We start from the raw sequence: 12992 nt of genomic DNA, 5'->3' as shown, positions 1-12992 counted from the left end.
CGCCCGGTTGCTCGCCACCTATTTAACGGATATTATTCATTTATACTGGCCTGGACGCAAGGGGCTGGGCCGTCGACAATCGGAGGCAGCCATGCCGAGTGCGGCGGAAAAGCACGCCACTGCCGGGAACGCCCGGCCCTTCCCCGATGCGCGGGTCGTTGACGCCGTTCTCGCGTCGGCCACCCGGGCGCCCTCCATCGACAACACGCAGCCGTGGCGATGGCGAGTGGATCGCACCAGCCTGCACCTCTACACCGATCCGGGCATGCGATTACCCAACACCGACCCGGACGGCCGGGACCTGATCCTGAGTTGCGGTGCGGCGCTTCATCATTGCGTCGCCGCTTTGGCGGCGACAGGCTGGCGGGCCGACGTGCACCGCCTCCCCGATCCGGCCGACCCCAGCCACCTCGCCGCCATCGAGGTGTTTCCACACACCCCTGATCGCGCCGACCTCCTCCTGTCGGAGGCGATCCCGCGGCGCCGATCCGATCGGCGGACCTACAGTGCGCGCCCGGTCGCGGCGAGCGATATCGCCTCGATGGCCGCTGTGGCCGCGCGCATGGGAGTGACGCTGCGCAAGGTCGATGCCACGGAAAAGCTACACGAGATCGTCAAACGCGCCGCGCTGACACATGCGACCGACCGCGATTACCTGGTCGAGCTCGCACGGTGGAGCGGCCGTTACGGTTCCCTAGCCGGGGTGCCCGCCCGCAACGTTCCCGAACACGATTGTGGCGCACCGATACCCGGCCGCATCTTTGCCGGGCCGGGACTGGCGCAGCCGCCGGACGCCTCACCGGCCGAGGACAGTGCCGTCATCCTGATGCTCGGCGGTGCGGCCGACGACCGCCTGGCTCAGTTGCGCGTCGGCGAGGCGACCAGCGCCGTGCTGCTGACGGCGACGGCGATGGGGCTGGCGACGTGCCCGATCACCGAACCCCTCGAAATCCCGGCCACACGCGAGGCCATCCGCGCCGACGTGTGGGCTGCGGATGGTTATCCCCAGATGCTGCTGCGGGTGGGGTGGGCCGCCGACGGCGCGGCCCCCTTGCCGCCAACACCGCGGCGCGCTCTCGCCGACGTCGTGCAGTGGTCAGGCGCACAGGCGACGTTGGCCTCGCGTTAGGAGCGGGAAACCAGCGTGGGCATGGCGGCCCAGCCGCGGACCGCGGCGGTCTCCGACGGAACCGCGTTGGCCCAGTCGACCTCCCAGGCCGGGAAGCGCTTGAGGATCTCCTCCAGCGCGATCCGGCCCTCGAGCCGGGCCAGCGCGTTGCCCATGCAGAAGTGTGTGCCCGCACCAAAGGTCATGTGGGAGCGCTGTTCCCGGTGGATGTCGAAGACGTCACCGTCCGGCGCGAACCTGCGGTGGTCGCGATTGGCGGCGCCGACGAGCATCAGCATCGCCGAACCCTCCGGCACGATCTGGCCGTAGTACTCGACATCACGGGTGACGTAGCGGGCCATCTGCAGGGCCGGCGGCTCCCAGCGCAGGATCTCCTCGATCGCCTGGGGAATCAATGCGGGATTCTCCACCAGATCGCGGCGCTGATCCGGGTAGTCCGCCAGCGTCTTTCCGGCCCAGCCGATCAGGCGGGTGGTGGTCTCCGAACCGGCCGTGGCGATGACCGTCAGGTACATCAACAGCTCGTCGCGGCGCAGCTTGCGCACGGTGCCGTTCTCGTCCTCGAACTCGGCGTTGAGCAGGTCGGTCATGATGTCGTCGGAGGGGTGTTCGGCGCGCCAGTCGATGAACTCCGCGAACACCTCACCGGTGGCCAGCGCGTCGACGGTCTTGCCCTGCAGGGTCTCCTCGCCGTGGTCGGTGATCTGGCGCTGCCGGTCTTCGGGGAGCCCCAGCAGCATGCCGATGACGCGCATCGGCATCTGCTCGCCGAGGTCGTTGACGAAGTCGAACCGATCCGACCCGACCAGCGGATCCAAACAGCGCGCGGTGAATTCGCGGATCTGCGGCTCGAGTGCGAGCACCTTGCGCGGTGTGAACACCCGCGACAGTAGGTTGCGGTGAATGTTGTGGATCGGCGGATCCTCGAAAATCAGTGTGCCCGGCGGTATTTCCATGCCGGACTTGATGATCTCGAGCAGTGCCCCGCGCCCGGAGATGAACGTCTCGTGGTCGATCACGCCCTTGTTGACGTCGTCGTAGCGGCTCAGCGCGTAGAAGTCGTGCTGTTCGTTGTAATACAGCGGGGCCTCTTCCCGAATCCGGGCGAAGACCGGATAGGGATTCATGTTGAGGTCGACGTTGTACGGGTCGTAGTACAGGTCGGATTCGGTGGGGGCTGCGGGCGCGGTCATCAGAACTCCATCGGGGCGTGGTTGAACGGGAGGGGCAGCACGCAGGTGTCCACGAGCGAGTGACGCATCTATTCGCTCCGCACCTGATATGCGTCTATGACCGGCCGGTGGCGCATCGTCACCACATCAACGCCGACAAAAGACTTCGTCGGCATCGTTGCTGCTCAATGCGGCGATCCCGGCACGCACGACTACCTCAGCGGTCATCATTTTCCCGTCGGGCTGTTGCGAACGCAGTTACACTAGCACACACAAATGTAACGCCCGTCCTCGTGGTCACCCCGGCAGCAGGTGCCCGTACTCCGTTCTGAGCATCGACATCGCCCCCGTCACCGAGCCGCTACAAGCGCCCTCTAATACTGCCGCCGGCCTGGGCGCCGGAAAACTGGTAGCTGCGGTCGCAGGTGCTTCTGCCGGGCGCAGAGAAGAGCCCCTCGCCCTCCTCGGATCGAGCACTCAATGGTGATGGAAACCGCTGTATCGCATTGCTATCCGGAGAACCGGGCCGCGACGCCGTGTGGGGCGGCGGCATCGACTGGCCCGGCTCCGGATTACTGCAGCACCCTAAGCCGAGGAGGGCGCGAGTATTACTTGAACAAATCCTTATGGTCCGCCTTGATGGCGTCCGCGCCCTTCTCCCCGATCATGTAGACGTGGTTTTGGATTCGGCAGTCGGGGATTACGGGAGTAACCGACGCATCGATGACCCGGAGCTTATTGACGCCGTGGACCTTGAGCTGTGGGTCGACCACACCCTGGTCGATGTTCTTGGACAGCCGGTTGGTGCCGCATGGGTGGAATGAGGTCTGGACCCGGTCCTGAACGGACGTTCGCATCAGCTCGTTGGAGTGGAAAGGCATGTCCCAGGGGTATTGGCTGATCACAAGGTCTTTGAAGCCCTCACCCTTGGTGAGCACGTCATAAGCGAACCTGATGCCCTCACGCAAGGCAATGATGTCGAGCTCGTTGGCGAGGAAGTTCAGGTTGATGTTGGGCTGCACGAGGGGGTCAGCACTGTTGAGCGTCACCGTGCCGCCGTCGGACACCGGACGGACTAGGTCCACCATCACCGTCAGGTGGTCGCCTTCCTCGGGGGTCGGGTACTGCCACTGGAATGCACTGCCGAACATGGGAACGAAATCGAGTTCAAAGTGCGGCTGTCCCTCCGGCGAGAAGGGGTCGACCCCGCCGTTAGCAGCCTTGGCCTCGCAGTAGATAGGGTCCTTTTCCAGGTATTCGTCGATGCGAGGGAAGCCGATCATCTCCAATAAGCCCGAGCCGATGGGGCCGGAGTGGTCTTTCTGGTAGGCCGCCGCCGCGTCCTTGTAATTGGCCCCGTGCCGGATCAAGGTCTCGTCCATACCGAATCCATCCTTGACACGCAGCACAAAGGGGACGCCGGGGTGGTCGAGCAAGTGCTGGCCGACGTGTCGTGAATCGACAATCACCGGAATCCCGTGCTTGGCCAGCTCGCGGGCGGGACCGATACCGCTGAGCATCAGCAGCTTTGGGCTCTCAAAGACGCCCTGAGAAAGGATGACCTCCCGGTTGGCATAGAAGTTGCGCTCGTTGCCCAAGGAGTCAACGACTGTCACTCCTTTGGCTGTCCGATCCGCATAGTCAATGATCAGACGCTTGGAGCGAGTGTGACCCAAGATGGTGATGTTGGGCTTGTCCTTGACGAATAGGTAAGCCCCAGATCGCTGGCCGTTGTAGATGCTGTTGATGGAATGAGTGAGCCCGTTCATCTCACCGTCGTAAATGTTCTCGGTAACAGGCAAACCACGCGACGTCCAGGCCTGAATGAGAGCATCACGGAAGTTCTGCAACTCCGGGATGTCGGCGTGCGAAATGGGAAGGGGGCCACCGGCGCCGATTTTCTCGAGCTCGGCCGGGTAGCGGGTGGCGTCCTTGGGGTCCCCGTGGTAGGTGGCGCTCTTGCGCAGGTACGGCACCAGCGGTTCCCAGGTCCATTCTTGGCCACCGTATTCGCCCCAGCGGTCAAAGGTTGGCTTGCACCCCGGGATCCAGCTGAAGTAGTTCCCCGCCGAGCTGCCACCGAGAGCCCGGCCGCGGGTGCATTGCTTGTCGGTGCGCTCCCAGACGTCGCGTTTGACGAACGTGGCCTTGTAATTCCAGTCTGATTCGGTGCCTCGAATCTCCATCGCCCGCGACGGCGTGGTGACCATGTCAACGTCCCACGGGTTCGGCACACCCGCCTCCACGATCAAAATACTGACGTTGGGGTTTTCGGCGAGCCGGCCAGCCACGACGCAACCCGCCGTGCCGCCGCCAACGACGACGAAGTCAAAGCGCGCTCCGTCATGCTGGGCGCTGAGTTGCTCCTCTAACATGAGTTCCTCCTATAAATGGATTTGGTGTGCAGCTGGCCGGGCCACTCAACACAGCGCTGGCCTGCTACAAGCGCGGCGTTCGGCCCCGCACATCAGTGTTATTCCAAGGAATTTCGATGTCTATGGAGCCGGCTCTGAGATACCCGGACCCGTGTTTGGGATCCAGTACAAGGGGTGCGGGAAGCGTGTCGTATCCCTGAGAAATGAGTCCGATCATTCTGCGCATGCATCGTATGGCCAAGTCGCCGTTGCCAAGTCCGTCAACCGCCAGACACGCAATCGAGTCCTCATGGGTGCCGCTGAAAAGTAACCCTCGCAGAACCGTTACCTAGCTGGGGAACTCACCGCAGCGTCCGACCCTCCCCGGCGCGCTAACTGCGTCGCGCGCACAGCACCGCGGCACCGGCAGTGGTTGGCCCCTACCCGGGTGCACCGACGATCGTCCAAATGCTCGTCGAACGCCAGGTGTCATCGGCAGGGCGCGAGCCATCTCAAAATATCCCAACCACGTTGCACCGCAATACTTCCCGTCATGGTTACGGTTGTCGACGCCGGGGCACCCCTCAACTGGATGAGAGAGGCGTCGCCCCGACGCCGGATGCCTTCAACTTGCATACCTGGTGAGCCAGGCAGCGTGAGCAGCCGAAACCGACGAAACCGCGGCCGACGACGATGACCGTTGTCGCCCTGGGCCTGAGCGCTGCAGCCCTTGCTCGCTTCTCCCGTTTCCGGCTCGCCGAGATCGCCTACTCACTCAAGGCAGCGCGCACACCTTCCTCGATTCGGTCACCGATATCGGGGTCGATGTTGTGCCAGTACTCAAACACTCGCGAGAGCACTGGCTCTTTGACCCCATCAGATACATGGTGAACGACGTTGTGCACCAGACGTTCCCGCTGCGCGTCGTCCATCACGCCACGCACCAGGGCGCGGGCCTGGCTCCAATTGTCGTCATCGGGTCGCAGGGTGTAGGGGGCGCGCATCATCATTCCTGCGTCGACAGACCATTTCACCACGGATGCCCGGTCCTCGTCGGCATGCGGCCCGCCATAGGAATTAGGTGCATACACCGGATCGGTGGAGTTGACGAAGCGCATCTGCCCGTCTTTGGAATAGCTGTGTACCGGACACTTCGGGGCGTTGACCGGGATCTGGTTGTGGTTGGCCCCGACGCGGTAACGATGCGCGTCGGCGTAAGCGAAACTGCGCCCCAGCAACAGTTTGTCCGGGCTTAGTCCGATGCCGGGCACCAGCGCGTGGGGCGCGAAGGTTGCCTGCTCGACCTCAGTGTGGTGGTCGGTCACGTTGCGGTCCAGGGTCATTGTCCCTAAATCGATGAGCGGATAGTCGGCATGCGGCCACACCTTGGTCACATCGAACGGATTGAGCCGATACGTCTTCGCATCCTCGAACGGCATGATCTGCACCTTCAGCGACCAGCTCGGATACTCCCCGCGCTCGATCGCGTCATACAGATCGCGAAAGCAGCAGTCCGGGTCGGTACCGGCCAACCGATCACCCTCTTCCTGGGTCAACCACTCGACGCCCTGATTGGTCTTGAAGTGAAACTTCACCCAAGAGATCTCACCGGCGGCGTTGAGCAAGCTGAACGTATGCAGGCCATAGCCGTTCATGTTTCGAAACGTCTTGGGGATGCCGCGGTCCCCCATCACCAGCGTCACCAAATGCGCAGTCTCCGGGGACAGAGTCCAAAAATCCCACTGCATGTTGTGGTCGTGGCAGTCGTTGTTCGCGCGGCGCTTGGCTGAGCGGATCATCTGCGGAAACTTGATCGGATCGCGGATGAAAAAGATCGGCACATTGTTACCGACGAGGTCGAAGTTGCCCTCGGTAGTGTAGAACTTGACCGAAAACCCTCGAGTGTCGCGGAGGGTATCAGCGCTGCCGCGCTCACCCGCATTTGTGGCGAGTCGCACAAACACCTCGGTCGTCGTACCAGGTTGAAACACCGCGGCCTTGGTGTAGGCGCTCAGATCATTGGTGACCTCAAATCGGCCGAACGCGCCGGCGCCCTTGGCGTGCGGCTGACGCTCGGGAACCCGCTCGCGGTTGAACGCCGCCAACTGCTCAATCAGGTAGAAATCCTGCAACAGGACCGGACCATCCGGACCCACCGTCAAAGAGTGTTCGTCGCTAGGTGCGGGAGCACCCGCATTCGTCGTAGTGAAGTTCTCCGTCATCTGCCTATCCCCTCGTCTTCAAACATTGTGGAAATTACGGTGATTCGCACACAGTGCGTTTAGCTCGGTGTTGGGTTGGGATCGGCGGAGCGGCTGGGAGGGCCGCCGTCCATCCGACGTGTTTCGGCATGGGCGCCTACTGCTCGTAGGAGGCAGCCCCGGTGCCGGCGAATTTTCCCCCCTCCACGATCAGGTATTCCGACCGGATGGGTCTACCGGCGAACCAGTCTTCGAGGATTTCCCGGGTTCCGGCGGCATAGCGGGCCTGTGCCGACAACGTGGTGCCCGAAACGTGAGGCGTCATGGCGTTGTTGGCCATGATCCGCCACGGGTGATCCGGAGGCGGCGGCTGCGGGTACCAGACGTCACCGGCGTAACCGGCGAGCTGACCGCTCTCGAGCGCCGCCACGATCGCTTTCTGGTCGGTCTCTTCCGCGCGTGCGGTGTTGACGATGTAAGAGCCGCGCCGCATCTTGCTCAGTAACTTCTCGTTGAACATGTGATGGGTCTGTGCAATCAGCGGAGAGTGGATGGACACCACGTCCACCGCGGCCGCCAGTGACTCCACATCGCGGTGGTAGGTGACGCCGAGGTCATTTTCCACCTCGAGCGGCAGGCGGTGAACGTCGAAGTAATGCAAGTGAACTCCGAACGGCTTCATCCGTTGCAGCACCGCCCGCCCGATCCGTCCGGCGGCGATCACTCCGACGTCCATGCCTTCGATGTCGTAGGCGCGTGACACACAGTCGGCGATGTTCCAGCCGCCGGTGGCGGCCCAGCGGTGCGAGGGAATGAAGTTTCGCACCAACGCCAGAATCTGCATGACGGCGTGCTCGGCCACGCTGATGCTGTTGCTGTAGGTTTCTTCTGCGACCGTGACGCCCCTGGCCCTGGCTTCGTCGAGATTGACGTGATCTGAGCCGATCCCCGCGGTCAATGCCAGCTTGAGCTTGGGGGCCTTGGCGAACCGCTCCTTGGTGATATATGCGGGCCAAAAGGGTTGGGAGATCACAATATCGGCGTCAGGCAGGTGGTGTTCAAACTCGGAATCCGGCCCATCTTTGTCCGAGGTCACCACCAACTCGTGTCCACCGTCCTCAAAAAACTCCTGCAACCCCAACGCCCCGGACACACAGCCGAGCATCTCGCCGGGCGTGAAATCGATCTTGGACGGGGTTGGCAACGAACTGCCGTCGGGATAACTCGCGAGCACCGGAATACCATCCCGGGCGTATTTGGGTGGATAGCCATTAAGGGGGTCCGGATAGAGCACCATCACACATTTCGCCATTCGCATCCTCCTCGAGCGGCTGGTCGCGGACTCGCAGTTACCAGCATCTGCGGACATGGCGCTGAATGGCTATAGAGCCACTTCTGAGATTCCCCGCCGCCGCTTTGGTCGCAGCTACAAGGGCCTCACAGTGTGCACGGCTAAACGACCTCGCGGGAACCGCCTCGCGGCAGCTTCGCCGCCGTCATTCGAGGCCTCGGTAGGACTCGATGTCGTTGCGTTCAAGGGATCGTGCGAGCTGCTCGCCTTTGTCGGTGAGTTGCAAAAACGCGGTGTACATCCACTTCTCGGGATCGTCGTAGTGTTTGACGTAAACGTGGGAAATCTTGTGCAGTGCATGGTCCAGAGACTGGTTCCAGGCAACGAAGCGTTCCCCTTCGGTGGCCACTCCGCCCAGATGTTCGCCGAGCACAGTCTCTTTGCCCAGTCTGAACAGCCCATCGCTGACCAGCGAGCGAATGACCTCCAAGGTCTCGTTTTGCACTTCTGTCGCTGTTGCCGTCGGATTGTGTTGTTTGACATGCCAATCGACGGCATTGAGATCGACGGGATCGCCGAGGGCGTCCAACAGTAGCCCGTGGCGCACCATCTCGCGTGCTGTGCTCATTGTCTAGGCCTCCTATTCCTCGCGAGTAACCATGACGGTGTCGTTCGGCAAATGCCCGTTGTGGCAGATGGTCGGGTCTCAGTGCATCGCAGCGACTCCTGGTGTGACGCCGTAGTGCGGGTGGCGTGCGGAACGATGCCAGCGGCAGTCATGCCGATCGCAGTCTTTGCGGAGCGTAATCGGTTGCGATTTGATTCAGAAGTGCCGTGTGCCAAGGGCACTCATTGATCACGGACAGAGTGACCACCTCACCAGCTTGGTACGCCGTTAATCCCGTCTTCACGATCACGGCTTGCATCAGCCCGGCGACCCCAAGGATGGTCGGATCCTCGTTGAGAGTGCGGCAAACCACTGGCGCCGCAACGACCGCATAGTTGAGGACGTTCGGCTCGACAGGGTCAGCATGGGCGATGGCTTGGTTGAATCCCAGGACGCCGAAAACAAACACAGCCGCCCGGGCCGGCCGCGCATGCCGCCGGTTCATGGCCGCGGCCCAGCGCCGTGACAATACAACCGTTTGTCGGTGAGGCGGGGCAGACTCTGGGCATTCGCGCACGCGATGCCTTCGATGTCATCCACGTGACCACCCCAGAGCGCCGAGACTTCCCGTTCAGACGCGATAGCTACCTGCAGGTAGTGCGACGAGCCGCACCCTGCCTGCGGTCACTCATCGCGGTCTCGCCTCTAACTGTCGGTGGACGGAGCGCCAATGGCTACGGAGCCGTTTCCAAGATTTCTCGCTGATTCTTTGCTCGGCTTTGGTGGGCGCTACAACATCGAATGTCAAGGCCCATACCACAGCGTGCACGACCCAATGTGGGTGGCAATTGACTCGTAGTGGCCATCAGTTCCTCGCCTGCCGTTCGGCGGTGCTGGCATACGGCGCCAGGCTTTCTCGTAACCGCTTCGCCCTATACGACAGCCTTTTCGCATCCAGCGGTGTCTGGTGCTGACGCGAATTGCGCGCGACGCGAACCGTTTGGGGGATGTAGGACTGGCTTTCGGCGATCAGCTACAAACGCATCGCCGAGAACTCGAGTGCCCACCAGAGTTCGAGCACAACCTCGGTACTGCCGAGGTCCGCGCCCGTCAGTTCCTCGAAACGCGCGATGCGATAGCGCACGGTGTTCTGGTGAACAAATAACCGCGTCGCGGTTCGCTCCACGTGCATTCCGCACGCCAAGTACGCCCGCAGGGTAGCCATCAGTTCACCAGGCGAACTCGCCGCAGCGAGCGGTTCGAGGTAGCGCCTGCGCAGCGATTCGCCTACGTCGACGTCCATCGCGACGGCTGGGCGCAGACCCAACGCGACGATGTCGTAGGTTCCGCGACGTCCGCACGCCTGTGCGGTCACCAATGCGCGCGTCGCCAGGCGGTAGGACTCAACGAGCTGTTCCAGTGGCTTTGGGTGCCCGAATCCAATGATGCCGTCGAGGTCTGTGGGCGGTGCCTCGGTCATGAACCCAACGACTTCGCCGTCGACATCGGCGCACAGTCCGCGCCTTTCGCACAGCGGATCATGAAAGCCCACCGCCTTTTCCAGCTGGCGGCGAGAAGTGTCGTCATCGATTCGAGCGCGAAAAGCGACATACTCACCATCAGGGTCCAGCCCGTATACCTCGGCTTTCATGCGCAACTCGACGCTGGGAATCGTGCCTAACAGGGTCCCGCGGACGAACCGCACATCACGCTCGTCGGCCGCACGCTCCAGCGCGAGCTCCGCGCGCCGGTACGCCCGTGTCGTTACGACGAGGGCCAGATCGGACCACCGCAATACGCACTCAAGGAATTCCAGCGCCCTCGACTCGCTGACGTCGTCGCGTTGCGCCAGCTTGCGCACATAATTTACAGCTGCCTCGGTGGCGACTCGCCATGCGCGAAGCATGTCGTCAACGGGGACGCCTTGGCGCGCTCGCTGCTCACCGATTGCTGCCAGGTCCGCTTCGTCTTGTTCGTTCAATGTTGCTTGGCGGCTGCTCGCCGCCGCGAAGACCTGGCGGAGCACGACGCCCATCTCGAAGTCAAATGATTCGGCCGGTATCAGGCAATACGACACGAGGCGTTGCCGTACTGCCGCGCCAAGCCACCGGTGGAGCTCATCCTGTTCGCCGAGCAACGCATCGATGAATGCATGCGAAACCACCACCGGCGCGATGCCGCCTAGCGCGTCCGCAGCACCTACCGTCGACGACTGGACCTCGACCACCGCGTCATCCTCATTTTCCGCCTCGACCTCTTGTCCGGGTCCCGGGGACCCGCTTACGTCACCCGGTTGCGCCAACGCGCATGCCATCGCCGGATTCGCCTCGCACGGCCACACACCGCCGAGCAAAGTCGCACGTGGGTGATGTTTTGCGCGCAGGTAATGAGTCGCGACGTGCCAATTTTCCCAGCGGCGAGTAGCCAACCGGGTACATCCGGCTAGAGTCCGTCGATCGCCGCAACCTGCCCCCCTTGGACAATTCCGTAAAGCCCGCAAATGAACGTCATTTCCGACTGGCTCCCAGCCGGCAAAGTACTCATCCGTGGCGCCGAGGACGCACTATTGCAACCCCCACCACCCTGTCATTGATGGTCATCAGGTCGAGCATGCTCGCGCACCTAGATGTCGCTTTTCCTTACTACGCTTAGGCCGAGCAAGGTCTCAAGGAAAATGCGGCTATCCACGATTGATCATTTGGATGATGGCGATTGATCTGGTCTATCGCTCGCAGGTCAACGAATTCCATTCCAGAATGGCGAGCCGCAAGCGGCCTTAGGCATATAAAAACGGCACGGCGCGTATTTGAACACAGTAATCGGAGTACTGCCAAGCGAGGCAACGGTTTCGGCTTTCGGTGCTCACTTGAAGTGGTCGCACGCTGCAGTCGTCCGCAGACAGCAACCAAGTGGTCAGCCAGCACCCCCAGGAAAGCCACGATCCGCCCTCACCTCAACCGACGCCGTCCTGGTCGCCCCAGATGGCCCCAACGACCGCGCCGTCGCCGTTGGGGTGTCTCAAGGCCTTTTGCCGCGTGCAACCGGCCGCGACGCTTGACTTCGTTCGCCTTTGTAGCCGCCGCCAAATCGCGGCGAATGGGCAGCCAGAAATCTTGGATACGGCTCCGTAGCTATCCCTAGCCCAAGCCCAGAAAGTTTAAGTGCTCAGCGTCAGTTGATCCCGTCACGCTAGCCTTGTTGCCACACCAGCAGGCAAGCTCAACAGCGCAGTTTGCAAGGAGGCGCCGGTGCTTTTCCGTCAGCTGGAGTACTTTGTGGCGGTCGCCGTGGAGCGCCACTTCGGCCGGGCGGCTTTGCGCTGCCACGTGTCGCAACCTGCGCTGTCGGCCGCGATCGCCAAACTCGAACGCGAACTCGATGTCACACTCATCGAGCGTGGAAACAACTTTGTCGGACTGACTCCCGAAGGGGAACGGTTGCTGCCATGGGCGAAGCGGGTGGTTGCTGAGCATGCGGCGTTGAAGGCCGAAATGCGAGGCATGCGATCCGGGGTCACCGGAATGCTTCGCTTGGGCACCATACCGACTGCTTCAACTACCTCGTCTTTGGTGCTGTCAGGCTTTTGTTCACAGCATCCGATGGTTCGGGTTCAAGTCCGCTCACACCTTGCAACCTCAGAGTTGTACCGCCGGCTGCGCGACTTCGAACTCGACGCCGCGATCGTTCCCGGCGCCCAGGACGAGGAGATCGCCGGGTTAGATTTTTTGCCCCTATATGAAGAGAGATATTTCCTCATCGCACCGATCGGCATGGTGCCCGCCAGCACCACGACACTGCCGTGGTCGGATGCGGCCAAGCTGCCACTGACGTTGCTCACACCAGAGATACGCGTCCGCCAGATCGTCGATGGAACCTTCGCCGACCTCGGCATCAGTCTGACTCCTCGAGTTGAAACCGACTCGGTGAGCACACTGCTCGCGCAAGCAGCCAGCGGCGACAGGGCCTGCATCGTTCCGCACACTTGGCTATGGACAACGCTGATGGGTGCCGACCTACGCGCCATCGAGCTCATCGACCCTATCGTCACAACGCCTATCGTGGTCGCTAGCAACTCCGCTGGACATGCATCCCCGTTGGTGGCTGCGTTCATGCAAAGCGCACAAGCTCTTGCGTTGGACCAGTTTTTCACCGAACGACTCGGGGGTGTCAATCGCCGCTAACCGGATGTAGGCCCCCAACGGCGGTGCAGCACAGCACGATAGCGCAGATGTGACAGT

Annotated in this window: 10 protein-coding genes; 3 read left to right on the top strand and 7 right to left on the bottom strand. The window is 62.2% G+C overall.

The genetic code is table 11. From position 1 onward, the window contains the following. Positions 1 to 91 precede the first annotated feature (91 nt). Positions 92 to 1129, top strand: coding sequence for an Acg family FMN-binding oxidoreductase (locus G6N26_RS00795; RefSeq protein WP_083016431.1), 1038 nt, complete (start codon positions 92 to 94; stop codon positions 1127 to 1129). Here G6N26_RS00795 and G6N26_RS00790 read toward each other — a convergent pair. After that, positions 1126 to 2322 (bottom strand): cytochrome P450, encoded by a 1197-nt coding sequence (locus tag G6N26_RS00790; protein ID WP_067166644.1) that lies wholly within the window; start codon positions 2320 to 2322, stop codon positions 1126 to 1128. The two genes, G6N26_RS00795 and G6N26_RS00790, sit on opposite strands and share 4 nt — an antisense overlap. 96 nt (positions 2323 to 2418) lie before the next feature. On the opposite strand from G6N26_RS00790, the gene G6N26_RS00785 reads away from it, so the two are divergent. Next, positions 2419 to 2568, top strand: coding sequence for a hypothetical protein (locus tag G6N26_RS00785; protein WP_155524101.1), 150 nt, complete (start codon positions 2419 to 2421; stop codon positions 2566 to 2568). Between the two features lie 341 nt (positions 2569 to 2909). Here the strand turns inward: G6N26_RS00785 and G6N26_RS00780 are convergent, their stop codons facing one another. From G6N26_RS00780 to G6N26_RS00755, 6 genes are all read right to left on the bottom strand, one after another. Next, positions 2910 to 4676, bottom strand: a complete 1767-nt coding sequence (locus G6N26_RS00780; protein ID WP_067166650.1) for a GMC family oxidoreductase — start codon at positions 4674 to 4676, stop codon at positions 2910 to 2912. Positions 4677 to 5422: 746 nt separating this feature from the next. Beyond that, on the bottom strand, positions 5423 to 6877 hold the full coding sequence (locus tag G6N26_RS00775) for a catalase (protein ID WP_083016427.1): 1455 nt from the start codon (positions 6875 to 6877) through the stop codon (positions 5423 to 5425). Between the two features lie 136 nt (positions 6878 to 7013). Continuing rightward, on the bottom strand, positions 7014 to 8168 hold the full coding sequence (locus G6N26_RS00770) for an NAD-dependent formate dehydrogenase (RefSeq protein ID WP_067166661.1): 1155 nt from the start codon (positions 8166 to 8168) through the stop codon (positions 7014 to 7016). Between the two features lie 184 nt (positions 8169 to 8352). Beyond that, the gene (locus G6N26_RS00765; protein ID WP_225323238.1) at positions 8353 to 8775 is read right to left on the bottom strand and encodes a hypothetical protein; all 423 of its coding nucleotides are present in this window, start codon (positions 8773 to 8775) and stop codon (positions 8353 to 8355) included. Between the two features lie 148 nt (positions 8776 to 8923). Then, a complete protein-coding gene (locus tag G6N26_RS00760; protein WP_067166665.1) occupies positions 8924 to 9259 on the bottom strand; it encodes a hypothetical protein in 336 nt (111 codons plus the stop codon). A gap of 528 nt (positions 9260 to 9787) precedes the next feature. After that, positions 9788 to 10981, bottom strand: a complete 1194-nt coding sequence (locus G6N26_RS00755) for a PucR family transcriptional regulator (RefSeq protein WP_232067518.1) — start codon at positions 10979 to 10981, stop codon at positions 9788 to 9790. Positions 10982 to 12002: 1021 nt separating this feature from the next. Here G6N26_RS00755 and G6N26_RS00750 point away from each other — a divergent pair. After that, positions 12003 to 12935: a LysR family transcriptional regulator gene (locus tag G6N26_RS00750; RefSeq protein ID WP_083016420.1), complete on the top strand. Its 933-nt coding sequence runs from the start codon at positions 12003 to 12005 to the stop codon at positions 12933 to 12935. The last annotated feature ends 57 nt before the right edge of the window (positions 12936 to 12992 follow it).

Source organism: Mycobacterium marseillense, from assembly GCF_010731675.1.
GTDB lineage: Bacteria > Actinomycetota > Actinomycetes > Mycobacteriales > Mycobacteriaceae > Mycobacterium > Mycobacterium marseillense.
This window is presented reverse-complemented; position numbering and strand designations above follow the sequence as displayed.

Bases quoted from the DNA above. Each gene is read 5' to 3' on its own strand.
- G6N26_RS00795 (WP_083016431.1), top strand. From the start codon at position 92: ATGCCGAGTGCGGCGGAAAAGCACGCCACTGCCGGGAACGCCCGGCCC.
- G6N26_RS00790 (WP_067166644.1), bottom strand. From the start codon at position 2,322: ATGACCGCGCCCGCAGCCCCCACCGAATCCGACCTGTACTACGACCCG.
- G6N26_RS00785 (WP_155524101.1), top strand. From the start codon at position 2,419: ATGACCGGCCGGTGGCGCATCGTCACCACATCAACGCCGACAAAAGAC.
- G6N26_RS00780 (WP_067166650.1), bottom strand. From the start codon at position 4,676: ATGTTAGAGGAGCAACTCAGCGCCCAGCATGACGGAGCGCGCTTTGAC.
- G6N26_RS00775 (WP_083016427.1), bottom strand. From the start codon at position 6,877: ATGACGGAGAACTTCACTACGACGAATGCGGGTGCTCCCGCACCTAGC.
- G6N26_RS00770 (WP_067166661.1), bottom strand. From the start codon at position 8,168: ATGGCGAAATGTGTGATGGTGCTCTATCCGGACCCCCTTAATGGCTAT.
- G6N26_RS00765 (WP_225323238.1), bottom strand. From the start codon at position 8,775: ATGAGCACAGCACGCGAGATGGTGCGCCACGGGCTACTGTTGGACGCC.
- G6N26_RS00760 (WP_067166665.1), bottom strand. From the start codon at position 9,259: ATGAACCGGCGGCATGCGCGGCCGGCCCGGGCGGCTGTGTTTGTTTTC.